At 65.5% G+C, this 23,749-nt stretch carries 21 protein-coding genes; 12 read left to right on the plus strand and 9 right to left on the minus strand.

Features of this window, described 5'->3' with window-relative positions; translation table 11 throughout:
- From V6M56_RS04815 to V6M56_RS04830, 4 genes are all read left to right on the plus strand, one after another.
- Positions 1–555, plus strand: a 555-nt coding sequence (locus tag V6M56_RS04815) for an aminoacyl--tRNA ligase-related protein (protein WP_332681736.1), incomplete at its 5' end; no start/stop codon positions are given.
- A 4-nt stretch (positions 556–559) separates the two neighbouring features.
- A complete protein-coding gene (gene surE / locus V6M56_RS04820) occupies positions 560–1,321 on the plus strand; it encodes a 5'/3'-nucleotidase SurE (protein WP_332681739.1) in 762 nt (253 codons plus the stop codon).
- A 156-nt stretch (positions 1,322–1,477) separates the two neighbouring features.
- Positions 1,478–2,170, plus strand: coding sequence for a protein-L-isoaspartate O-methyltransferase family protein (locus tag V6M56_RS04825; RefSeq protein WP_332681740.1), 693 nt, complete (start codon positions 1,478–1,480; stop codon positions 2,168–2,170).
- Positions 2,171–2,458: 288 nt separating this feature from the next.
- On the plus strand, positions 2,459–3,751 hold the full coding sequence (locus V6M56_RS04830) for a LysM peptidoglycan-binding domain-containing M23 family metallopeptidase (protein ID WP_332681742.1): 1,293 nt from the start codon (positions 2,459–2,461) through the stop codon (positions 3,749–3,751).
- Between the two features lie 195 nt (positions 3,752–3,946).
- On the opposite strand, the gene V6M56_RS04835 is transcribed toward V6M56_RS04830, so the two are convergent.
- Positions 3,947–4,825: an ATP-binding protein gene (locus V6M56_RS04835; RefSeq protein ID WP_332681743.1), complete on the minus strand. Its 879-nt coding sequence runs from the start codon at positions 4,823–4,825 to the stop codon at positions 3,947–3,949.
- Positions 4,826–5,127: 302 nt separating this feature from the next.
- Between V6M56_RS04835 and yajC the strand changes: the two genes are divergently transcribed.
- The 5 genes from yajC (at position 5,128) to V6M56_RS04860 (ending at position 9,659) form a co-directional block, all read left to right on the plus strand.
- The gene (yajC, locus tag V6M56_RS04840) at positions 5,128–5,397 is read left to right on the plus strand and encodes a preprotein translocase subunit YajC (protein ID WP_332681764.1); all 270 of its coding nucleotides are present in this window, start codon (positions 5,128–5,130) and stop codon (positions 5,395–5,397) included.
- 112 nt (positions 5,398–5,509) lie between these two features.
- Entirely contained in the window at positions 5,510–7,120 is a 1,611-nt protein-coding gene (secD, locus tag V6M56_RS04845; RefSeq protein WP_332681745.1) for a protein translocase subunit SecD, read from the plus strand.
- A 27-nt stretch (positions 7,121–7,147) separates the two neighbouring features.
- Entirely contained in the window at positions 7,148–8,089 is a 942-nt protein-coding gene (secF, locus tag V6M56_RS04850; RefSeq protein WP_332681746.1) for a protein translocase subunit SecF, read from the plus strand.
- A 32-nt stretch (positions 8,090–8,121) separates the two neighbouring features.
- Positions 8,122–8,499, plus strand: coding sequence for an Mth938-like domain-containing protein (locus V6M56_RS04855; protein ID WP_332681747.1), 378 nt, complete (start codon positions 8,122–8,124; stop codon positions 8,497–8,499).
- Positions 8,500–8,774: 275 nt separating this feature from the next.
- Positions 8,775–9,659 carry a phytoene/squalene synthase family protein gene (locus V6M56_RS04860; protein WP_332681749.1) on the plus strand — a complete coding sequence of 295 codons (885 nt, stop codon included), beginning with the start codon at positions 8,775–8,777 and terminating at the stop codon, positions 9,657–9,659.
- 45 nt (positions 9,660–9,704) lie between these two features.
- On the opposite strand, the gene V6M56_RS04865 is transcribed toward V6M56_RS04860, so the two are convergent.
- The 3 genes from V6M56_RS04865 to V6M56_RS04875 all read right to left on the minus strand — a co-directional run bounded on the left by V6M56_RS04865 (position 9,705) and on the right by V6M56_RS04875 (position 13,062).
- A complete protein-coding gene (locus tag V6M56_RS04865; protein ID WP_332681750.1) occupies positions 9,705–10,958 on the minus strand; it encodes an MFS transporter in 1,254 nt (417 codons plus the stop codon).
- A gap of 365 nt (positions 10,959–11,323) precedes the next feature.
- On the minus strand, positions 11,324–12,736 hold the full coding sequence (gene trmFO, locus V6M56_RS04870) for a methylenetetrahydrofolate--tRNA-(uracil(54)-C(5))-methyltransferase (FADH(2)-oxidizing) TrmFO (protein WP_332681751.1): 1,413 nt from the start codon (positions 12,734–12,736) through the stop codon (positions 11,324–11,326).
- Between the two features lie 170 nt (positions 12,737–12,906).
- Positions 12,907–13,062 carry a DUF1127 domain-containing protein gene (locus V6M56_RS04875; RefSeq protein ID WP_083533033.1) on the minus strand — a complete coding sequence of 52 codons (156 nt, stop codon included), beginning with the start codon at positions 13,060–13,062 and terminating at the stop codon, positions 12,907–12,909.
- 440 nt (positions 13,063–13,502) lie between these two features.
- Here V6M56_RS04875 and V6M56_RS04880 point away from each other — a divergent pair, with 440 nt between their 5' ends.
- Positions 13,503–14,168 carry a ceramidase domain-containing protein gene (locus tag V6M56_RS04880; protein WP_332681755.1) on the plus strand — a complete coding sequence of 222 codons (666 nt, stop codon included), beginning with the start codon at positions 13,503–13,505 and terminating at the stop codon, positions 14,166–14,168.
- 28 nt (positions 14,169–14,196) lie between these two features.
- Here V6M56_RS04880 and V6M56_RS04885 read toward each other — a convergent pair whose 3' ends face one another.
- On the minus strand, positions 14,197–14,439 hold the full coding sequence (locus V6M56_RS04885) for a hypothetical protein (protein ID WP_332681769.1): 243 nt from the start codon (positions 14,437–14,439) through the stop codon (positions 14,197–14,199).
- 265 nt (positions 14,440–14,704) lie between these two features.
- Between V6M56_RS04885 and V6M56_RS04890 the strand changes: the two genes are divergently transcribed.
- Positions 14,705–15,370 (plus strand): RraA family protein, encoded by a 666-nt coding sequence (locus V6M56_RS04890; RefSeq protein WP_332681756.1) that lies wholly within the window; start codon positions 14,705–14,707, stop codon positions 15,368–15,370.
- A 162-nt stretch (positions 15,371–15,532) separates the two neighbouring features.
- Here the strand turns inward: V6M56_RS04890 and V6M56_RS04895 are convergent, their stop codons facing one another.
- The 3 genes from V6M56_RS04895 to V6M56_RS04905 form a co-directional block, all read right to left on the minus strand.
- The gene (locus tag V6M56_RS04895) at positions 15,533–16,033 is read right to left on the minus strand and encodes an invasion associated locus B family protein (RefSeq protein WP_332681759.1); all 501 of its coding nucleotides are present in this window, start codon (positions 16,031–16,033) and stop codon (positions 15,533–15,535) included.
- 112 nt (positions 16,034–16,145) lie between these two features.
- Positions 16,146–16,961 (minus strand): arylamine N-acetyltransferase family protein, encoded by an 816-nt coding sequence (locus V6M56_RS04900; protein WP_332681760.1) that lies wholly within the window; start codon positions 16,959–16,961, stop codon positions 16,146–16,148.
- A gap of 12 nt (positions 16,962–16,973) precedes the next feature.
- Complete coding sequence (locus tag V6M56_RS04905) at positions 16,974–17,240, minus strand: c-type cytochrome (RefSeq protein ID WP_332681762.1); 267 nt, start codon at positions 17,238–17,240, stop codon at positions 16,974–16,976.
- Between the two features lie 898 nt (positions 17,241–18,138).
- Between V6M56_RS04905 and V6M56_RS04910 the strand changes: the two genes are divergently transcribed.
- A complete protein-coding gene (locus tag V6M56_RS04910; RefSeq protein ID WP_332681763.1) occupies positions 18,139–20,676 on the plus strand; it encodes a tetratricopeptide repeat protein in 2,538 nt (845 codons plus the stop codon).
- Between the two features lie 39 nt (positions 20,677–20,715).
- Here the strand turns inward: V6M56_RS04910 and uvrA are convergent, their stop codons facing one another.
- Complete coding sequence (uvrA, locus tag V6M56_RS04915; RefSeq protein ID WP_332681766.1) at positions 20,716–23,631, minus strand: excinuclease ABC subunit UvrA; 2,916 nt, start codon at positions 23,629–23,631, stop codon at positions 20,716–20,718.
- Between the last annotated feature and the right edge of the window lie 118 nt (positions 23,632–23,749).

Below are 23,749 nucleotides of genomic sequence, written 5' to 3' on the forward strand. Positions count from 1 at the left end.
ATCCTCTCCGAGGAGGAACTCCCCCGGCGCTACACCGCGCTCACCCCCTGCTTCCGGGCCGAGGCCGGCTCGGCGGGGCGCGACACGCGCGGCATGCTGCGTCAGCACCAGTTCGAGAAGGTCGAGCTGGTCTCGATCACCACGCCGGAGAAGTCGCGCGAGGAGCATGAGCGCATGCTTTCCTGCGCCGAGGCGGTGCTGAAGAAGCTCGACCTGCATTTCCGGGTGATGACCTTGTGCACCGGCGATATGGGTTTTGCCTCGCAGAAGACCTACGACATCGAGGTCTGGCTGCCGGGGCAGAAGACCTATCGCGAGATCTCATCCTGCTCGGTCTGCGGTGACTTCCAGGCGCGGCGCATGAACGCCCGCTACAAGACGAAGGACGGCAAGGGGCCGCACTTCGTCCACACGCTCAACGGCTCGGGCACGGCGGTCGGCCGCGCCCTGATCGCCGTGATGGAGAACTACCAGAACGCCGACGGCTCGATCACCGTGCCGGACGCGCTGGTGCCCTATATGCGCGGGGTGACCCGCATCGAGAAGGCGGCCTGATCCCATGCGTATCCTCGTGACCAATGACGACGGCATCCATGCCGAGGGCCTGGCCGTGCTGGAGCGCATCGCGGCGGCGCTGTCCGACGATGTCTGGGTCGTCGCGCCCGAGACCGACCAGTCGGGCGTGGCGCATTCGCTGTCGCTGTCGAACCCGCTGCGCCTGCGGCAGGTGGCCGAGAAGCGCTACGCCGTCGCCGGCACGCCGACCGATTGCGTGATCATGGCGGTGCGCTCGATCATGGTCGACGCCAAGCCCGACCTCGTGCTCTCAGGCGTCAATCGCGGCCAGAACGTCGCCGAGGACGTGACCTATTCCGGCACCATCGCCGCCGCCATGGAGGGCACGCTGCTCGGCATCCCCTCGATCGCGGTGAGCCAGGCCTATGGTCCGGGCGGTCGCGAGAACATCCTGTGGGAATGCGCCGAGCAGCATGCGCCGCCGATCATCCGCCGGCTGCTGGAGGAGGGCATCCCCAGCGACGTGCTGTTCAACCTCAACTTCCCCAACATCCCGCCGGCCGAGGTCAAGGGCGTGGCGGTGACGGTGCAGGGGCGGCGCGACCAGGAGCTGGTGAAGCTCGAGCCGCGCCAGGACGGCCGCGGCAATCCCTATTTCTGGATCGCCTTCTCGCGCGCCCGCAACGAGCCGGCCAACGGCACCGATCTGCGGGCCCTGGCGGAAGGCAGGATCTCGCTGACCCCGCTCGAGCTCGACCTGACGCATGAGCCGACGCTGACCCGCTTCGCGCAGGTTTTCGCTTGAGGGCAGGCGCCAGCGCGACGAAGCTTGGCTGATGAACCGCTCCCGTCATTCCGGACAAGCCGCGCAGCGGCGCCGCTCCGGAATCCATCGAAAGGCTTCTCGCTCTAAGATGGATTCCGGCGCTCCGCTTCGCTACGGCCGGAATGACACGGCGCGGTGTCCACGTCGCAGGCTATGGGCGAGAACGACATGACCGAGGAAGGGGCCAGCAGCGAGAGCGAGCGCACCGTCGCCTTCCTGTTGGCGTTGCGGGCGCGGGGGGTGCGCGATCTCGCCTTGCTGCGCGCCATGGAGAAGGTGCCGCGCGAGCATTTCGCGCCCTCGCGCTTCGCCGATCTGGCGCGCCAGGACGTTTCGGTGCCCTTGCCCTGCGGCCAGACGATGACGGCGCCGCATACGGTCGCGGCGCTGGTCGGCGCGCTCGAGATGAAGCCGGGCTGCCGCGTGCTCGAGGTCGGTTCCGGCTCCGGCTATGTCGGGGCGCTGCTGGCGGCGATGGGCGCGCAGGTGGTCTCGCTCGAGCGCTACCGCACGCTCGCCCTGGCGGCGCATGAGCGGCTGGCCGGCGGCGGCTTCTCCCAGGCCGTCGAGCTGCGCCATGCCGACGGCTTCCAGCCCGACCGGACGCTCGGCCGCTTCGACCGCATCCTCGTCAACGGAGTAATGCAGACGGTGCCGGAGGCGCTGCTGGCCCGGCTCGGGGAGGGCGGGCGGCTGGTCGGGGCGCTCAGGGTCGAAGGGGCGGCGCGGCGCGTCGTGGTGACCCATGGCGAGAACGGCTTCGACCATGCGCTGGGGCCGGCGATCCGCCTGCCGCCGCTGGCGCCGGGGCTGGCGCGGGCGCTGTAGAGCGCCGATTGCCGTCATGCTCGGGCTTGACCCGAGCATCTCAAACCGAAGGGCTCCGCCCCGCGCGCTCGTCAAGAGATTCTCGGCTCTTCGCGGAATTTATCCATGGGCCGACCGAAGGTCGGAGCCGAGGGCTCCGGCCGAAAATGACGCTCAACCGGCTTCCGAAATTTACGCAAGTCCGCCATCGCGAAACGGTTTCGTAACCTAACCGCCGTTTTAATGCGGATCATAGAGTTGCGTCGTTCGCGAGTGCTGAGTCCCATGCGTAAGCAAGTCGAGTTGGCAATGCCGAAGTCCCTGGGCCGCCTCGTGTCGGTCTGCGCCCTTGCAGCCGGCCTCGGCGCCTGCTCGGAGGCCACGCGCTTCACCGAGGCGCCGTTCAGCAATCCCTTCAGGACCGCGCAGGCCCCGGCGGCGCGCGATCCTGCCACGACCGGCTCGATCGGTCGGAGCTCCCCGCAGCAGGCCTCCGCGAATCCCTATGGATCCGCGCCGGTCGCCGCCGCCGGCGGGGTTCGCAGCCAGCCATTGCCGCCGCCGGCCTCGGCCGCCGCGCTGCGCTCGGCCCCGGTCTCGGCTCCGGTCTCGGCGCCTTCCCCGGCGGTGGTCGGTTCGGCCTCGGGCTGGAGCGCCCAGGGCGGCACGCCGATCGTGATGGCACATGGCGAGAACCTCGACACCATTTCCGGCCGCTACGGCGTGCCGCGCTCGGCGCTGATGTCGGTCAACGGGCTGTCGGGCACCGAGGTCACGCCCGGCACCCGCATCGTCGTGCCCGTCTACAATGTCGGCGGCGCCCAGACCGCTTCGCGTCAGGCCATGCCGAGCGAAGGCCGCAGCGACGCCAACCGGCTGGCGCCGCCGCCTGCGGCGCGCCCGGCCGGCAACGTTCTCAGGCCGGCCGGCACCGCCGAGGCGAAGGCCCAGGCAGCCGCCGAGACCAGGGCGAAGGCCGCGGCCGACGCCAAGGCGATGAGCGAATCACGGGCCCGTTTCGCCGCCGAGGCGAAGGCCAAGGCGGCCGCCAGGCCGGTGGCCGAGGCCAAGCCTTCGGCGCCGGCCGTCGCCGCCAAGCCGAAGGCCGCGCCCCAGGTCGCCAGCCTGCCGCCCGAGCAGAAGCCCCTGGCCAAGCCGGCTCCGGAGCCGAAGACGGCTCCCGAGCCGCAGACCACCGCGAGCCTGCCGCCGAAGACCGAAGAACCCGCTTCCGGCACCGATTTCCGCTGGCCGGCGCGCGGGCGCGTCATCGCCGGCTACAACGGCAAGGGCGGCAATGAAGGCATCAACATCGCCGTGCCGGAGGGCACGCCGGTGAAGGCGGCCGAGGGCGGCGTCGTCGCCTATGCCGGCAGTGAGCTCAAGGGCTACGGCAATCTCGTGCTGATCCGCCACCCGAACGGCTATGTCTCGGCCTACGCCCATAATGGCGAGCTCAGCGTCAAGCGCGGCGAGCAGGTCAAGCGCGGCCAGGTCGTGGCGAAGTCGGGCCAGTCGGGCAATGTCAATTCGCCGCAGCTGCATTTCGAGCTGCGCAAGGGTTCGACCCCGGTCGATCCCGTTCCCTATCTCAACAACTGATCGATTCAGCCTTCGACCGGATTCGCGAGACCCTGCCGGTCGACACGAGACGGGGCGGTCCCAGGAAAGGCCGCCCCGTTTTCTATTTGCTCAAGGCGTCATGGTCGGGCTTGACCCGACCATCTCGGAAACCTGAGCCTTCCAGTCCCGGGATTCTCGGGTCTGCGCTTCGTTTCGCCCGAGAATGACGGCCCTTTACCCCTCCAGCCGCTTCTCCAGCCGTCCGGCCAGGTCCTGGATGTACTGCCAGGCGGTGCGGCCCGAGCGCGAGCCGCGCGTCGTCGCCCATTCCAGCGCCTCCTGGCGCAGTTGCTCCGGCTCGATCGCCAACCCGAAATGGCCGACATAGCCGTCGATCATCGCGAGATACTCGTCCTGGCTGCATTTGTGGAAGCCGAGCCAGAGGCCGAATCGATCCGACAGCGAGACCTTCTCCTCGACCGCCTCGCCGGGATTGATCGCGGTCGAGCGCTCATTCTCCATCATCTCGCGCGGCAGCAGATGCCGGCGATTCGAGGTGGCGTAGAAGACGACGTTCTCGGGCCGGCCTTCGACGCCGCCGTCGAGTGCCGCCTTCAGCGATTTGTAGGAGGTGTCCTGCCCGTCGAAGGAGAGGTCGTCGCAGAAGACGATGGCGTGATGCGGGTCGGCCCGGAGCAGGCCCATCAGCGCCGGCAGGCTCTCGATGTCCTCGCGATGGATCTCGATCAGCTTGAGCGGCAGGGCGCCGGCGGGCAGGCGCTGGTTGGTGTCGGCATGCACGGCCTTGACCAGCGACGATTTGCCCATGCCGCGCGCGCCCCAGAGCAGCACATTGTTGGCGGGCAGGCCGCGGGCGAAGCGCTCGGTGTTCTCGGCGAGCGTGTCGCGCACCCGGTCGACGCCGCGCAGCAGCGACAGCGCCACCCGGTTGACCTTGGCGACCGGGGCGAGCGCCAGGGCCGAGGCCTGCCAGACGAAGGCATCGGCCGCGGCGAGATCGGGCGCGCGCCTTGCCGGCGGGGCGAGACGCTCCAGCGCCGCGGCGATCCGCAGCAGGGTGTCGAGGGTCTGGTCGGTGGCGATGTCGGTCATCGGAAAGCGCTTCCGCAGGGCTGAATTGTACCGAACGGTACGGTACGCTCCATAGACCGCAGCGCGCGCCTGAAATCAAGACCATTGCGCGAAGGGCAGCGACCCCATAGGTGAGGTGCGGCCGGGTCCGAAAACCGTCCCCGCGCATTGATTTCAGCTCGCCGCTGGCTATAGTCCGCGCGTTTTTGCAACCCCCGCGCCGGCCGGCCGAATACTCGGCCCGGCGACGTGAAGGAGCCTTTCCCGTGATCACTCCCGCTTTCGCCCAGGGATTTGGAGGAGGAGGCACCAACGACATCCTGATGTCGCTGGTTCCCTTCGTCCTGATCTTCATCATCATGTGGTTCCTGATCATCAGGCCGCAGCAGAAGCGGGTGAAGACCCATCAGGAGATGATCAAGAACGTCCGCCGCGGCGACACGATCATCACCACCGGCGGGATCATCGCCAAGGTCTCCAAGGTGGTCGACGACGCCGAGATCGAGGCCGAGATCGCCGATGGCGTGCGCGTGCGCATCCTCAAGGGCATGGTTCAGGACGTTCGCTCCAAGGGCGAGCCGGTCAAGAGCTGAAGGCGCGGCCGGCGCGGCCGGGCAGGGCATGTGAAGCGGGATCAGGTCCTCGGATCGGTCCCGCCCCGACGCTCTGCCGATCGCGCTGCCGCAGGAAAGGCTTTCCACGCAGATGCTTCGTTTCCAGGCCCGCAAGGTCATCGTCGTCCTCCTCGTCCTGCTGTTCGGCTGCGGGCTCGCCCTGCCGAACCTGCTCTCGCCCGAGACCCGCAAGGCGATCGAGCAGGGTGCGCCGTCCTGGATTCCGAAATTCCTGCTGCCGGTCCATGCGGTCACGCTCGGGCTCGATCTGCAGGGTGGCTCGCATGTGCTGCTCGAGATCGACCGGGCCGACCTGATCCGCAGCCAGGTCATGCAATTGCGCGACGACGTCCGCCGCATCCTGCGCGAGGAGCGCGTCTCCTTCCAGGGCGGCATCGGCCTGACGCCGCGCGGCGTGCAGCTGCGGGTGCCGGAAGCGGCCGACCGGGCCAGGCTGCTGCCGAAATTCCGCGAGCTCGCCCAGCCCGTCGGCACGCTCGGCGCCTTCGGCCCTTCCGGCAACCAGACGATCGAGATCAACGAGACGCCCGAGGGCGTGATCCAGCTCAACGTCACCGAGGCGGGCGCCAATGAGCGCATCCGCCGCGCCGTCGAGCAGGCGATGGAAGTGCTGCGCCGGCGCGTCGACGCGCTCGGCACGACCGAGCCCAACATCCAGCGCCAGGGGCTCGACCGCATTCTGGTGCAGGTGCCGGGCCTGCAGGATCCGCAGCGGCTGAAGGACATCCTCGGCCAGACCGCCAAGCTGCAGTTCCGCATGGTCGCCGACTCGCCGGGCGGCGATGTCGACATGCTGCCCTCGCAGGATGCCGGCGGCCAGCCGATCCCGGTCCAGCGCCAGGTCATCGTCGAGGGCGAGGACCTGATCGACGCGCAGCCGGCCTTCGACCAGCGCACCAGCCAGCCGATCGTCAACTTCCGCTTCAACATCCGCGGCGCCCAGCGCTTCGGCCAGGCGACGACCGAGAATCTCGGGCGGGCGCTGGCGATCGTGCTCGACAACAAGGTGATCTCGGCACCGGTGATCCAGTCGCCGATCACCGGCGGCTCGGGGCAGATCTCCGGCAATTTCACGGTCGAGCAGGTCAACAACCTCGCCATCCTGCTGCGCGCCGGCGCGCTGCCGGCCAAGATGACGATCGTCGAGGAACGCACGGTCGGCCCCGGCCTCGGCCAGGATTCGATCCAGGCCGGCAAGATGGCAACGCTGATCGCGACCGTGCTGGTCATCCTCTACATGATCGGCACCTACGGCATCTTCGGAGTGATCGCGAGCGTGGCGCTGCTCGTCCATGTCTGCCTGATCTTCGGCCTGATGTCGCTGCTCGGCGCGACCATGACCTTGCCGGGCATTGCCGGCATCGTGCTCACCATCGGCACGGCGGTCGATTCCAACGTGCTGATCTACGAGCGCATGCGCGAGGAATCGCATCTGGGACGCTCGCTGGTCTCGGCGCTGGAGGCGGGGTTCACGCGCGCCTTCGCCACCATCATCGACTCCAATGCCACGATGCTGATCGCGGCGGTGGCGCTGTTCTCGCTCGGCTCCGGCCCGGTGCGCGGCTTCGCCGTCGTCTTCATCCTCGGCATCCTCACCACGGTCATCACCGCGGTGACGCTGACGCGGATGCTGATCGCGCTGTGGTATCGCCTGGCGCGGCCCAAGACCTTGCCGTTCTGACGCTGCTGATTCAGGAGATTTAAAAGCATGCGTCTGCTTCGCATCGTTCCGGACAATACCCGCTTCAAGATCGTCCGCTTCCGGCGGTTCTCGTACCCGTTCTCGGCGATCTATTCGATCCTGACGCTGGCGCTGTTCCTGACCGTCGGGCTCAATTTCGGCATCGACTTCCGCGGCGGCACGCTGATGGAGATGCAGGCCAAGAGCGGCAAGCCCGACATCGCCCAGGTGCGCCAGACCGCCAACGCCTTCGGCTTCGGCGAGGTCGAGGTCCAGGAGTTCGGCAATGCCGGCGAACTGTCGATGCGCTTCGCGCTGCAGCCGGGCGGCGAGGTGGCGCAGCAGGGCGTGGTGACGACGGCGCGTGCCGCCTTCGCGCAGGATTACGATTTCCGCCGGGTCGAGACCGTCGGCCCGCGCGTCTCGGGCGAGCTGGTCCAGGCCGGCACGATCGGCGTCGTGCTCGCGATCCTCGGCGTGCTGATCTATCTCTGGTTCCGCTTCGAGATGCAGCTCGCGATCGGCGCCATCGTCGGCACGCTGCACGACATCGTCCTGACGCTGGGCTTCTTCCTGTTCACCCAGCTCGAGTTCAACCTGACCTCGATCGCGGCGATCCTGACCATCGTCGGCTATTCGCTGAACGAGACGGTCGTGGTGTTCGACCGTACGCGCGAATTGCTGCGCCGCTACAAGACGATGCCGGTCGCGGAATTGCTGGACCTCTCGGTGAATTCGACCCTGTCGCGCACCGCGATCACCTCGACCACCACCGTGCTGGCGCTGGTCGCGCTGGTCTTCTTCGGCGGTTCCGCGATCGAGGGCTTCGCGCTCGTCATGCTGTTCGGCGTGATGGTCTGCACCTATTCGGCGATGTTCGTCTCGACCCCGGTGCTGCTCTATCTCGACGTCCGCGCCGGCCGGCTCGACCAGGGCGACGAACTCGCCGAGGCCAAGAGCCGCGTCTGAGCGGGCCGCCTCCTCGCGCGGAAAGCCAGGCCATGATGCGCTTCGACGGCTTCGTTCCCGGCAGGCACCTGATCGACGCCTTCGGCGGCGGCGGCTTCCGCTTCGCCGAGATGAGCCATCGTGGCTCGATCCTGGCGACTCCGGCCGGGATCCGGATCTGGCCGGTGACGAGCTTTGCCGGGCTGACGCTCGAGAGCCTGCAGCCGGTGCTCGACGAGGCGGAGGCGATCGACTTCCTGATCCTCGGCATCGGCCATGAGATCGCCTTCCTGCCGGCGAGCCTGCGCGACCCGCTGCGCGCGGCGGGGATCACCGTCGAGGCGATGGCGACGCCGGCGGCGGCGCGGACCTACAATGTCCTGGTAGGCGAGGAGCGCCGGGTCGCGGCGGCGCTGATCGCGGTCGAGTAGGAATCTCGCGTCATGCTCGGGTCTGACCCGAGCATCTCGGGCCGGAGGAATTGCTGGTTGACGCCTTCTTGTCACGAGGTTCTCGGGTCTGCGCGGGGTTTTATCCTTGGGCCGACCGAAGGTCGGACCCGACGGCTGCGCTCGAGAATGACGCCGAGGATACGGCCTTCATCAAATCCGCCCCGCCATGTCCGGCTCGCGTAGCCAATCGGGAATGGCGGGCCTAGACTGCCGTCGGCTTGGGATCGCGTGACGGCGATCGCCGGGGAGGGCGCATGACAACCGAAACCGAGCATCGTGCCGGCACCGCGCCGGGCCCATTGTCCCAGGCCTATGCGCATTGCGCGGCGCTGCTGCGCGAGGCCGATCCGGATCGCTACGTCGCCTCGCTCTATGCGCCCGAGGCGCTGCGCCCGGGCCTGCACGCGCTCTATGCCTTCAGCCACGAGGTCGCGCGGGTCCGCGAGCAGGTCAGCGAGCCGCTGCCGGGCGAGGTCCGGCTGCAATGGTGGCGCGATGTGCTGGAAGGCGGCGAGGGCGGGCCGGCGCCAGCCCATCCGGTGGCGCAGGCGCTGCTCGACACGGTGCGCCGCTTCCGCCTGCCGATCGCGCCGCTCTCCGGCCTGGTCGAGGCGCGCGTCTTCGATCTCTATGACGATCCGATGCCGTCGCTTCCCGATCTGGAAGGCTATGCCGGCGAGACCTCGAGCGCACTGATCCGGCTCGCCTGCCTGGTGCTGGCCCAGGGCCGCGATCCCGGCGGCGCGGCGGCAGCGGGGCATGCCGGCGTCGCCTATGCGCTGACCGGGCTGATGCGCGCCTTCCCCTGGCATGCGGCAAGGGGGCAGGTCTATCTGCCGGCTGACATCCTCGCCCGCAACGGCGTCACCCGCGAGGATATCGTGCGCGGGCGCGGCGGGCCGGGCGTCGATTACTCGCTGAAGGAATTGCGGGCGCTGGCGCGGATCCACCTGCGCAAGCTCAACGACCTCAGTGCCACGGTTCCGGCCGCGATCAGGCCGGCCTTCCTGGCCGTGGCGCTGGTCGAGCCCTATCTGAAGGCGATGGAGCGGCGCGGCTACGATCCCTATCGCAGCATCATCACGCTCTCGCCGCTCCGCCGGCAATGGGCGCTGTGGCGGGCCGCGAGAGCAGCCTGACTTCCCGGGCAAACGGGCGGCCCTTCGGCCGCCCGTCTCTAGTTACTATTCGTGCACCGAGCGGTTCTGGATGATCAGGATCGCGACGATCGCCAGCGCGCAGCAGGCCATCAGATAGGCCGCGACATAGGTCGGCCTGCCATCGGCGGCGCCGACCAGCGCCTGGGCGATCAGCGGCGTCGGCCCCGCCACGAGCACGCCGTTCAGTTCCCGCGACATCGCCAGTCCCGAGAAGCGATAGCGTGTCGGGAACAGGTTGGTGAGGAAGGCGCCCTGCGCGCCGGCCATGGCGCCGAAGCCGATGCCGTAGCCGAGGCTGATGCCGACCGTCGCCCAGACGACGCTGCCGGTGTCGAGCAGCCAGAACAGCGGGTAGGCGAACAGCAGCATGAACAGGGCGCCGCCGATATAGACCCTGGCGCTGCCGATGCGGTCGGCGAGCGTGCCGAGGAATGGCACGCCGACGATGCCGAAGAGCGCGCCGATGGTGACGGCGCTGAGGCTCTCCGTGCGGCTCATGCCGACGGTGTTGGTCATGTAGCTCAGCGAGAAGGCGCTGAGGATGTAGGCGTTGGCGTTGTGGCCCGTCACGGAGAGGAAGCCGTACAGCACTTCCTTGGGGCTGTTGCGGAAGAGCTCGCCGAGCGGCACCTTCTGCTCGTGCTTGCGGGCCTCGGCGCGGGCCATGGCCTCGACATATTCCGGCGTCTCGTCGAGATGCTTGCGGATGTAGAGGGCGACGGCGAACAGCACGCCCGACAGCAGGAAGGGCACGCGCCAGGCCCAGCCCAGCAGCGTTTCCTCCGGCAGGTAGGAAATCAGCAGGAAGGAAATGGTCGCCAGCATGATGCCGACCAGCGTCGCCGCATTCGGCAGGCCGGTGTAGAAGGCGCGTCGGTTCGGCGGGGCGTATTCGGCGACGAGCACGATCGCGCCCGCCAGCTCGGCTCCGGCGCCGAAGCCCTGGATCAGGCGCATCACGACGAGCAGGATGGGCGCGAGAACGCCGATCTGCGCATAGGTCGGCAGCAGGCCCATGACGACGGTTGCCAGGCCCATCAGCGCGATGGTCAGGATCAGTGCCGGCTTGCGGCCGAACTTGTCGCCGATATGGGAGATCACTATTCCGCCGATCGGGCGCGCGAAATATCCGACGGCGAAGGTCGCGAAGGCGGCGAGCACACCCGTAGTAGGCGAGAGGTTCGGGAAAAACAGCTTGTTGATGATCAGGCCGGAAGCAGCACCGTAGAGAGCATAATCATACCACTCGATAACCGTTCCGACTGTCGCGGCCGTCACGGCCTTGCGGATATTCGTAGGGCTTGCCTGCGGGCGTGCTATGCTGACAGTCGTCATTTGCCTAGAAGTCTCCAGTCACGACATTGAGTTAATGCAGGACCTTTAGGGGACAGCAGCGCGTTCAGCCACGACGCCAGCACCGGGCCGCCATGCGCGAGGCCTGACAGCGCCGGCCGCTCCGGTGCGCCGATCATACCAGGCGCTCCGAAAGCATGGCGAAGAGCCGTTAAAGTGCTGAAGAGTCAGTCGTTTGCGGTGCGTTTCCGAAGCCGGGATGCAGGCGCCGGCTCGGCAGCCCATGCACCGCCCCAGCGGCGTGCCGGGCCGGGCACGCTCACTTTCTCGTGTAGGTCGGCCGCAGCTCGCTATTCGGCCGCGAGAACGGCCTGTCCGGAGAGCCAGCCGTCGAGCGCGGTTTTCGCCCTTGCCGTCAGCGCCTGCTTGCGGGCGACGCTCTTGGCCGGGCCTTTCAGGCGCTTGCCGTCCGGGCCGTGGGTGGCCTGGCCCTCGATATGCGGGAACAGGCCGAAATTGATGTTCATCGGCTGGAAGGAGCGCGGCCCCTCGTCGATGGTGACGATGTGGCCGCCGGTGATGTGGTTGACCAGCGCGCCCAGCGCCGTCGTCGCGGGCGGCAGTTCGAGCGACCGGCCGAGGCGCTCGGCGGCGGCGAGGCGCCCGGTCAGCAGGCCGATGGCGGCGCTCTCGACATAGCCCTCGCAGCCGGTGATCTGGCCGGCGAAGCGCAGGCGCGGATCGGATTTGAGGCGCAGCTCGGGATCGAGCAGCTTCGGCGAGTTGAGATAGGTGTTGCGATGGATGCCGCCGAGTCTCGCGAACTCGGCGTTCTGCAGGCCGGGGATCATCCGGAAGATCGCGGCCTGCTCGCCATATTTCAGCTTGGTCTGGAAGCCGCTCATGTTGAACAGCGTACCGAGCGCATTGTCCTGGCGGAGCTGGACGACGGCATAGGCCTTGACGGCCGGGTTATGCTTGTTGGTCAGGCCGACCGGCTTCATCGGGCCCCAGCGCAGCGTCTCGCGGCCGCGCTCGGCCATCACCTCGATCGGCAGGCAGCCGTCGAAATAGGGCGTGCCCTCCCACTCCTTGAACTCGGTCTTCTCCGCTGCCAGCAGCGCGTCGATGAAGGCCTCGTACTGGTCGCGGTCGAGCGGGCAGTTGATGTAGTCGGCGCCGGTGCCGCCGGGGCCCGGCTTGTCGTAGCGCGACTGGAACCAGGCGATGTCCATGTCGACCGAATCGAAATGAACGATGGGCGCGATCGCGTCGAAGAAGGCGAGCTCGGTCTCGCCGGTCAGCGACCTGATGCCCTCGGCCAGGGCCGGGGAGGTCAGCGGGCCGGTGGCGATGATGACCTTGTCCCACTCGGCCGGCGGCAGGCCGGCCATCTCGCCGCGGACGATGGTGACGAGCGGGTGCGATTCGAGCGCGGCGGTGACGCCTTGCGAGAACCCGTCGCGGTCGACCGCGAGCGCGCCGCCGGCCGGGACCTGGTGGGCGTCGCCCCGGGCCATGATCAGCGAATCGAGCCGCCGCATCTCCCAATGCAGCTGGCCGACGGCGTTGCTGGACGAATCATCGGAGCGGAAGGAGTTGGAGCAGACCAGCTCGGCCAGCCCTTCCGTCTTGTGCGCGTCCGTGCCGCGCACGGGCCGCATCTCGTGCAGGATGACGGGAACGCCGGCCTGGGCGATCTGCCAGGCGGCTTCGGAGCCGGCGAGGCCGCCGCCGACAACGTGAACGGGTGCAATGCTCATGGGCGCGATGTGTCCGCGCCAGGGCGGAAGGTCAAGGGGTAGAGGCTGGTTCAGGCCCCAAAACGCAAAATGCCCGCTCGAAAGCGGGCATTCGCTCTTCGACCAGACCGAGGGGAGGACACGGTCCGGGAGAAATCAGGCGTCTTGTCTTCGGCAGGCGTCTTCCAGATTCAGACGGCGGCGTGCGAACGCGCGACGAACTGGATCTCCGAGCGCGACAGGCCGAGATCGTCGAGCTCGCGGTCGGTCAGACGGGACAGCTCGCGGACGGTCTCGCGATAGCGAAGATAGGCGCGGATCTTGGCGGCGATCATGGTGACGAACATGGCGGTTTTCCTTTTTGTTGCAGGGCTTAACCCCTGACAGCGATGAATTCGTTGTGCACTGCATATAGAACGATCAGCCTGCTTGTTGCAGGGGCAGTTCCATCAATTCCGTCATGCTCTGGACGCATAATGAATTAACGAAGCGTTTGGAAAGCCGCCCTGACCCGCGTAGGGCACTTAACAATTTGCTAAGAACTGTGAGAATCGTGCCTACCATATAGGCAATATGTGTGGCGACAGAGCGAAACGCCAAAGATTGCCTATATCGGCATCAAGTTTCCAGGCTTGGCCATGCGATGCTGCGCTGCAATATGGTTAGGAGCGCCAGAACAAGCGAAACGCGGCGTTCACCATACCGGCTTTCGCCGGCAAGGAGATGGTCACGCCGGCGGCGTTCGGCCGTACCGGACGGCAGTCTGCGATGCGGGAGGCGAGGACGGATGAACCGATTCGGCTATTGCGAGCGCACCGACCCGGCCTTCTGGGCCGAACCGCTGAACGCGCTGAGCAACGGCGCCTTCCTGCTCGCTGCGCTTGCCGGTTTCCTGCTGCTGCGACGCAGCGGGCAGCGCGACTGGCCGGCGGTGGTCCTGACCGGCCTCGTCTTCGCCATCGGCATCGGCTCCTTCCTGTTCCACACCATGCCGCAGCGCTGGACGCTGCTCGCCGATGTGGTGCCGATCCAGCTCTTCGCCTTCCTCTATTTCGGGCTGGCGCTGCAGCGCTTCCTCGGGCTCTCGCCGGCGGTCGCGAGCCTCGGCACGCTCGCTTTCCTGGCGGCTTCGCTCGGACTTTCGGCGGCGCTCGCGCCCTTGCTGCCGCCGGCGGCGCGCGGCTCGGCCGGCTATGCCGGCTTCGCGCTCGCCCTGTTCGGGGTCGCGGCCGCGCTGCGGCGGCGAGGCTTCGCCAGCGGCACGGCGCGGCTGATCGGGCTTGCCGGCCTCGTCTTCGCGCTGTCGCTGACCTTGCGCTCGCTGGATGGCGTCGCCTGCTCGCAGGTGACGTTCGGGTTGCACTGGGCCTGGCACCTGCTCAATGCGACGGTGCTCTATCTGCTGCTGCGCGCGGCGATCACGCATCGCCGGCCGGCCGCAGGCGCAGGCTAAGCGGCCTGGCCGCCGGTCCGGGCGCGGTTCAGCGCACGATCACCGCGCCGCGGCGCGCCGGCACGACTACCGTGCCCCGGCGAACCGGAGCCACGACGACCGGCGCGGGGCGGCGGACCGCGACCGCGCCGCGCGGTCCCGCGCAGGCGGCACCGCGAACGCCGCGGACGCAGGCGGCGGCGTCGGCCGATGTCGAGGTCGCGGGCGCCAAAGCGAGGAAGCCGCCGGTCGATAGCGCAAGCAGCGCCGCGAATTTGAGAAGACGGTGCATGGTGGTGTCCCTCCGTCCTGGATAGTGGCCTTGGATTGCGAGTCTTGGATTGCGAGTCTTGGACTGTGAGCCTTCGTCGCGAGGGTTTCAGGTGCGACGCCCCATCGTCTGCGCCGCGCCGGCTTTCCGCAAGGTAATTCAGCGTGGCCGGCGGCGGCTCGGCGCCGTCCTGCGTCCTGCGCACTGCCCCAAGACCCGAGGCTCGCTTGACCGGTGCGGGAGCCGCCCACAAGCTGCCCGAAACATGGGGGAAGCGATGTCAGCCTTGGCCGCTACGTTCGATCTGGAAGCCCTGAAGACCAGGCTCTACTCAGCCGTATTGTCGGATGTGCTCGACCAGCTCGGCTTTCCCAACCAGGCGGTGAAGCCTTTCATCCGCCCGCTCGACGACAATGCTGTGCTCTGCGGCTTCGCCCGGACCGGGCTCTACATGAAGCGTTATCATCTGCCTGAGGGGCATAATCCCTATGCGCTCGAGATGGACCTGATCGACAGCCTCGAGCCGGGCGAGATTCCCGTCCTGGCCTGCGACGGGCCGACCGACCGGATCGCGCCCTGGGGCGAGCTGCTGACCACCGCCTCGATGGTGCGCGGCGCCGCCGGCTGCTTGACCGACGGGCTGGTGCGCGATGTCCGCCGCATCCGCGAGCTCAATTTCCCGCTCTTCCATGGCGGCATCGGCCCGCTCGATACCAAGGGCCGGGCCGAGATGATGGCCGCCGACGAACCGGTCGAGGTCGCCGGCGCCCGTGTCGCGCCCGGCGACTTCATCTTCGGCGATGCCGACGGCGTCGTGATCGTGCCGCAGGCGGTCGCCGCCGAGGCGGTCAGGCTGGCGCTCGAGAAGATCGAGGCGGAGGACAGCACGCGCGACGAGCTGCTGGCCGGCACGAGCCTGCGGGCGGTGTTCGAGCGCCACGGCGTGCTGTGAAGCTCTTGCGCCTTCGGGAGAATGCGCCGTCATTCCGGCCGTAGCGAAGCGGAGTGCCGGAATCCATCGTAGGGCGCTGAGCACTACGATGGATTCCGGAGCTGCGCCGCCAACGCGGCTTGTCCGGAATGACGGCGTGGTTCCGCGCCCGTGCCAGCGCCGTCAGCTGCACTGCTCGAGCAGGCGCGCGGCGGCGGTGACGCCGTCGAGCGAGAAGGTGTAGCTGGTGTCGTTGCCGCGGGCCGAGGTCGCCTCCAGCACCATCGAGGAGCCGGCCTTCATCGCCGCGAGCAGATCGCCCTCGCGGTCCAGCCCCTTCAGCCAGGCGCCTTGGCCGAGCGTCAGCATCTGGAACTCCTCGTCGCCGATCGTCACGCGGATGACCGAATCCTTGGCGAACTCATAGCCGGTCTGGAAGCTGGTTTCCGTCTGGCTGGCCTTGCCATCGCTGGTCTGCACGAAGAAGAAGACGTCGCCATGCCGCAGCTGCTCCGGCTTGGCTGCTGTCGGGGTGCTCGAGATATAGCAACGCTGGCTATTGCCGTTCTTGTACGATGCAGCGTTCCAGTCCTTGAACTGTCCCATGGACTTGGCCGGATTGGCATGCGCCGTTCCCGCGGCGGCAAGAAGCAGGAACACCGCTGGAACCGTCAGTTTCATCATCGCTTCATCTCCTCTTGGTTGCGCTAGGGATGAAACCCTGGGCTTAACGAGACGTAAAGAAGATCGTCAAAAATGCGTGTAGCGGCGATGTGCGTCAGGGTTGAGGCGGCTCTTATCCTGCTCCAAGGCGCCCGAGCGCGGCCTGCCAGCTGCCGTCGTCGAGTGCGATGCCGAAGCGCTGCGCGAGGACGGCGCGCAGTTCCGCATCGTCCTCGACCTGCTGCTGCTTCGAGGGCTCGCCGAGCCGGTGCTCGGTCAGGCGGCGGTCGAGCAGGGTCAGCCGGCCCCGCGGCAGGATGCGGGCGGCGCGCAGGGTGAAGGTGAAGGCCGAGTCCGGATGGGTCGCGACATAATGGTTCGCCACGACCTCGTCGATCGCCGGCACCGGCTCCAGAGTGAAGCGGTAGAGCAGGCGCCATTCGCCGGCGACCTGCGTTCGCAGCCACCAGTCCTCGCCGGTGCGGTCGAGCCGGTAGGGCTCGTGCGGCGTCTCCTGCGCGGGCCCGGCGGCGAGCCGGATCGGCCCGCTCAGCGTCATGCCGCCGAAGCCGACATCGGCGATCAGCTCCTCGCCTTCGCAGGAAACCCGCAGCAGCTTGTGGGTGCGGGCGACTTCCGCATCCTCTTCCTGGCCCATCAGCACGCGCCCGCCGAGCGGCGTCACCGCAAAGCCGAAGCTCTCGAGCACCGCCCGGAACAGGGTGTTGTGCTCGAAGCAATAGCCGCCGCGGCGGCTGCCGACGAGCTTGGCGAAGACCGCCGGCAGCTCGATCCGCACGCCCCTGCCGGCGAGCGCGTCGAGATTCTCGAAGGGGATCGCCTGCGGGTGCAGCAGATGCAGGCGCGCCAGCGCGAGCTGCGTCGGCGCGACTTCGCCGTCATAGCCGATGCGGGCGAGATAGGCGGCGAGCTGGTCGGGGGCGAGCATGGCGCAGCGGGCTCAGCGCGGCGGCAAGGCGGCGTAATAGGCGGCGAGCGCCGCGACTTCCTGGACCGTCATGTTCCGCGCCATGAAGCGCATCTCCTTGTGCGGGCGCTTGCCGGCGCGGAAGGCCATCATCTGGTTGAACAGGTATTTTTCGTTCTGCCCCGCCAGATGCGGCACCTCGGTATCGCGCGCGATTCCGTCCTCGCCATGGCAATAGGCGCATTGCCCGACCGGGGAGGAGCGCGGCTCGGCCAGCGCCAGATCCGCTGTCGCCGCCATGGCCAGCGCCAGCGCCCATTGCCGCTTTCTCGGATGCCATATCGTCAAAGCGCGAATCCCCCCGGTTCTCGATGCCGGGCAGACTAGCCCATGCGATTTTTCGGCGGAACCACACCGTCATTCCGGACAAGCGGCGAAGCCGCGCCGCTCCGGAATCCATCGAAGAGCGCCGAGTTCTACGATGGATTCCGGCACTTCGGCCGGAATGACGGCTTGTTTCAGGGAGAAAACGGCACGCTCACGAGGCGCAGAGGCGTTGAGGAAAACCGGGCATGTGCTCTCGCCTGCACGTGCGGCACGCGTTCGCGACCGCAGCCGGCGCGGCCGCTGCGGGTTACGGGGCTGGCGGAGCGCCGCGAGGCGCGAGAGATCATCCGCATCCATGCCAGGACGCGGCGCGGAAGGATTGAGCCACCCTCCGCACGCCCCGTGGCGCTCCGCCTTCGGCGATTTTTGGTCTCCGGGCCGCGCTTCCGGGTTCCGGTGGCGGGCGGCTTTGGCCCTCGGCGCCAGTAGCCCTGAGGGGCCGTCGCGCCTTGGACCCCGGCCGCGGCCGGTCCGTCATCCTCCTAGCGAGCTCCTCGCACAGGGGTCGTAATGCCCCCAGGTCGGTTCCCGAAGCCTCCCGGGAGCGGGGCGTAACCCCCGCCCGCAGGCGCCGACCCTCACCCAGCCTCTGGCATACCTCCGGACGGCCGCCCGTATGGGTGATGGGCGAGGGGAGAATACGCGAGGTTTTGGGGGTGGGGACAAGTTGGTGCAAAAGCCGCAGCCAAGGTGCCGCCGTCGAAGCAGCTGTGCAACCTTAAGATGTTCTCTTGCTATGGATCGTGGAAATGCTCTTATCTCGTAAAACCATCCTCGAATCGTGCAACCTACGAAGTAAGGACAGGCAGCCGTGGCAAGTCAGCAGCGCGTAGCCTTATTCATCCTCTTCGACGCATGCGAGCGAGACCTCGTTGCGCGGCTACGGGGAATTGCGTTGGATGATGCGCGTTCACTTTTAAATGAAGATGAGCGTGAGAGGGCGCGAGGGCGCCGTCAACGTCGTGAGAATCAAACTTCAGTCGAGTTGTCAGACACAGATTTGCTGTTTGATTTAGACCTTGGGGATAAGTTTGCAATTCTATTGAGACACAAAGCTTCATTGGATGAATCCGCTCGTTCATACTATCAATCAATATTTGCCTATATCGAGAAGGCAATACCGGTCCGCAACTCGGTAATGCATGGTAGGCCATTAACGACAATTGAATACGTAACGGGATTCGAGGTATCAAACAAATTTCGGTCGAGCCCAGTTTATTGGCCGCTATTGGATCATGCGTTTAAGAATTTCGAGTCAGATCCAAAGGCATTTATAGCTTCAGCAATCAACGCATTAGATGTTGAGCCTGCCGCCGGGACGCTTCATAATTTACCTGAACCGGACTACGATGATACGGGCTTTCTTCCGCGGCCCGATCTTGAGAAAGAGCTTCGAAAGAAGCTATCCGGCCGCAATCCGGTAGTTACGGTTCTTGGTGATGGCGGCAACGGCAAGACCGCTCTAGCTCTTCAAGTGTTGTATGGGATGGTGGCGTCCAACGATCACCCATTTGATGCTATTGTGTGGGTGTCTGCCAAATCAGCACGCTTGGGGACGAAAGAGATCGAGCGAGTTGAAGGTGCGATCACGAACTCGCTCGGTTTGTTTGAACAAGTTGCTGAGTTCGAGCCTGGAAGTGATGGTCCTATAGATCGTGTAAGACGATTGATGTCGGAAAACACAGTACTTCTAGTAATCGATAATCTAGAAACTGTCCTCGACGAATCTATCATAAATTTTGCCGCAGACATTCCCGGAGATAGCAAATTACTTCTAACTTCACGTGTTCCGCTTGGCTCAGATCTAACTGTAAATGTAGGTGAGTTCTCTCAAAAAGAGGCAAAGGCGTATCTATATAGATTGATTGAGGCGTTTGGCGTAAATAGACTTCGAAAATTGAAGGCAGATCAGCTTGATCGGCATATTGTTCGATTGGGAAGGAAGCCTCTGCTTCTGAAATGGTTCACTTTGGGCGTGATCGCTGGTCTTGAGCCGGATCAGATCACGAGTAATCCCGAAATTGCTCTTCAGTTCTGTATGGAAAATGTAGTAGACAAGCTGCAGCCAACAGGGCGTCAGATCGCGGCGGTAATGGCGGCTTTGCCGTCAGGAGTTTCTCCAATTGTACTTCATCACGTGACGGATTTATCCGCGCCGCTTGTGGAGTTGGGTTTGTCCGAGCTTCTTAGGTTTGCTCTCGTTGAACGAGATCACAAGTGGGGGGATGAGCGCGTATATGTATTAAAGCCGTTCGTAAGAAGTTATATCGCGCGAGTAATTAAGAGGGTCCCCGCGGAAGCTAGTGCAATACTTTCTAGATATCGAGGCGTTGAGGCTGCCTTTCAAGTTGAGCGCGGTCATTTTGAGCGATACGAGACCAATTCTTTTGTAGTCCGATCACGTTCGGAGGCGGTAGCTTCTCGGCGTCTTCGCCATGCTATAGCCCTGCTAGTAAAGTATAAATTCGAAGAAGCTGAGGCGATTGTAAGTGATTTAAAGGTTACGAGCCCAGAGTATTTTGAGATTTACCGGGTGGAAGCCTTCTTAGCTGAGCGCCAGGGCGATGTTACGCGTGCGAAGTCTTCTTATGAGACTGGCGTGGAACTTGGCGACGATCAGCCTCAGATGCACTATCGGTTTGCTCTTTTTTTGGGGAGGGCATTTGGTGACCACCCCGCGGCATTTGATCATTTTTCCCGTGCACTAGATCTCGATCGCGATACATTTATTCTTTATAGAGAGATGGTTAGGAATAGATTTTTTGAGTACGATTTCGTCTCGGCGCAGCAATATATTGATCAAGTGAAGAATTTGGATTTAAAATCTGTGAAAGAGAGGATAGTCATAAATGATTTGCAGGCGCAGCGATTCTATCGAGAAGCCGATATTTTGTTGCGGCGAAAAGAATTTGGCGCGGCTGCCGACTCATTAAAAGCGCTTTCAAGCTTTTTGGAAACGGTTGATGAAAGTCTCGTAGATAGCAAATTTGTCGAGCATCTTGGTCGAGTTTTCTCGTTAGTTGACCAAATTAAAAGATCGAATTGGGTTCCGGGGAGACACGGTGAACTTGATGATCTGGTTGGAATAATTGAAAGATTTTCTCCAATAGACTCATCGATTGAAATAAAATCTGCCAAGACTGAAATTTACACGGGGAATTTGAAAAAGGAAGGCCTTAAACCTGAGTATGGTTTTCTTAAAGATGTGACTGGTCGCGAGGTTTATGTTAAGAGAGATAGGATTAGCCCAAGTGTCTGGACCGACATGTGTGCTGGCAGAACGGTTCAATTTCAGATTGCTGTTACCGGATGGGGAGCAACTTACGCGATCAATGTTGATCTCGTATGATGCGCCGCAGAGTGGTTGGTGTAAGCGGGAAAGACTCGCCTACTCCGCCGCCTGCCTTGCACCCTTCCCCTTCAACGGCCGCCGCGCCAGCACCTCCTTCAGGAACCGCGCGGTGTGGCCCTTAGCCGCCCGCACCACATCCTCCGGCGTGCCTTCAGCCACCACCTCGCCGCCGCCGTCGCCGCCTTCGGGGCCCATGTCGATGATCCAGTCGGCGGTCTTGATCACTTCGAGATTGTGCTCGATCACCACCACGGTGTTGCCTTGCTCGACCAGCTCGTGCAGCACTTCCATCAGCTTGGCGACGTCGTGGAAATGCAGGCCGGTGGTCGGCTCGTCGAGGATGTAGAGGGTGCGGCCGGTGGCGCGCTTGGAGAGCTCCTTGGAGAGCTTCACCCGCTGCGCCTCGCCGCCCGACAGGGTGGTGGCCTGCTGGCCGACATGGACATAGCCGAGGCCGACGCGGGCGAGCGTCACCATCTTGTCGCGGATCGAGGGCACGGCCTTGAACAGGTCCCTGGCCTCCTCGACCGTCATGTCGAGCACGTCGGCGATCGAGCGGTCGCGGTATTTCACCTCGAGCGTCTCGCGGTCATAGCGCTTGCCCTTGCAGACATCGCAGGTGACGTAGACATCGGGCAGGAAGTGCATCTCGATCTTGATGACGCCGTCGCCCTGGCAGGCCTCGCAGCGGCCGCCCTTGACGTTGAAGCTGAAGCGGCCGGCCTGGTAGCCGCGCGCCTTGGCCTCGGGCAGGCCGGCGAACCATTCGCGGATCGGCGTGAAGGCGCCGGTATAGGTCGCCGGGTTGCTGCGCGGCGTGCGGCCGATCGGCGACTGGTCGATGTCGATGACCTTGTCGAGATGCTCCATGCCCTCGATGCGCTCATGGCCGGCCGGATGCTCGATCGCGCCGTTGAGCTTGCGCGCCACGGCCTTGTAGAGCGTGTCGATGACCAGCGTCGACTTGCCGCCGCCGGAGACGCCGGTGATGCAGGTGAACAGGCCGAGCGGGATCTCGACCGAAACGTCCTTAAGGTTGTTGCCGCGGGCGCCGACGATTTTCAGCGAGCGGCCCTTCTGCGGCTTGCGGCGCCTGGCCGGCACCGCGACGCTCATCTCGCCGGTGAGGTATTTGCCGGTCAGCGAGTTCGGATCGTCGAGGATGTCCTGCGGCGTGCCCTTGGCGACGATCTCGCCGCCATGGATGCCGGCGCCGGGGCCGACATCGACGACATAATCGGCGGTCAGGATCGCATCCTCGTCATGCTCGACGACGATCACGGTGTTGCCGAGGTCGCGCAACCGGCGCAGCGTGCCGAGCAGGCGCTCATTGTCGCGCTGGTGCAGGCCGATCGAGGGCTCGTCGAGGACATAGAGCACGCCGGTGAGGCCCGAGCCGATCTGCGAGGCGAGGCGGATGCGCTGGCTCTCGCCGCCCGAAAGCGTGCGCGAGCCGCGGGCCAGGGTCAGGTATTCGAGGCCGACATCGAGCAGGAAGGTCAGCCGGTCGCGGATCTCCTTGAGGATGCGCGGGGCGATCTCGTTCTGCTTGGCCGAGAGCCGCGAGGGCAAAGCGGTGACCCAGGCGAGCGCATCCTTGACCGAAAGCCGCGAAATCTCGCCGAGATGGCGCTGGTCGATCTTGACCGCCAGCGCCTCGGGCTTGAGGCGGAAGCCCTGGCAGGCGGCGCAGGGCGTCTCCGACATGAAGCGGCCGATCTCCTCGCGGGCCCAGTCGCTCTCGGTCTCCTTCCAGCGCCGCTCCATATTGGTGATCACGCCCTCGAAGGGCTTCTTCACCTCATAGGCGCGCAGGCCGTCATTATAGGCCATGCGCACGGCTTCCGTGCCGGTGCCGAACAGGATGGCGTCGCGGGCGCCTTGCGGCAGCTCCGACCAGGGCTTTGCCGTCGAGAAGCCGAAATGCCGGGCGAGGGCGTCGAGCGTCTGGCCGTAATAGGGCGAGGTCGACTTGGCCCAAGGGGCGATCGCGCCCTTCTTCAGCGAGAGCGAATGGTCCGGGACGATCATCTCCGGGTCGATCCGCATCTCGTGGCCGAGGCCGTCGCAGGCCGGGCAGGCGCCGAACGGGTTGTTGAACGAGAACAGCCGGGGCTCGATCTCGGGGATGGTGAAGCCGGAGACCTGGCAGGCGAATTTCGAGGAGAAGGTGACGCGCCTGGCGTCGCCGTTCTCCTCCTTCTCGTCGGCATATTCGAAGACGGCGATGCCGTCGGCGAGATCGAGCGCCTGCTCCAGCGAATCCGCGAGGCGGGCGCCGAGATCGGGGCGGATGACGATGCGGTCGACCACCACGTCGATGTCGTGCTTGAACTTCTTGTCGAGCGTCGGCGCGTCGGGGATTTCGTAGAACTCGCCATTGACCTTGACGCGCTGGAAGCCGCGCTTCAGCCAGTCGGCCATCTCCTTGCGGAACTCGCCCTTGCGGCCGCGCACGACCGGGGCGAGCAAATAGCCGCGGGTCTTCTCCGGCAGCTCGACCAGCCGGTCGACCATCTGCTGTACGGTCTGGCTCTCTATCGGCAGGCCGGTCGCCGGCGAATAGGGGATGCCGGCCCGGGCCCAGAGCAGGCGCATATAGTCGTGGATCTCGGTGACGGTGCCGACCGTCGAGCGCGGGTTCTTCGAGGTCGTCTTCTGCTCGATCGAGATCGCCGGCGAGAGCCCGTCGATCTGGTCGACATCGGGCTTCTGCATCATCTCGAGGAACTGGCGGGCATAGGCCGAGAGCGACTCGACATAGCGGCGCTGGCCTTCGGCATAGATCGTGTCGAAGGCGAGCGACGACTTGCCCGAGCCGGAAAGCCCGGTGAAGACGATCAGCTTGTCGCGCGGGATGGCGAGGTCGACATTCTTGAGATTGTGCTCGCGCGCGCCGCGCACGGAGATGACGCGGGCGTTCGGATCGGCCACGCGGTTGCGGTCGAACATGTCTTCCAGCGTCGCGGCCTGTTCGGCGAGCGTGGTCTTGCGAGCCATTTGTGGTGTCCGGTTCGGGTAAGCCGTAGAGATAGGGCAAATGCCGCGCCATGCCAGTGCGGTCATGCCA

This window comes from Allobosea sp. (genome assembly GCF_036675845.1).
In the GTDB taxonomy this organism is placed as follows: domain Bacteria; phylum Pseudomonadota; class Alphaproteobacteria; order Rhizobiales; family Beijerinckiaceae; genus Allobosea.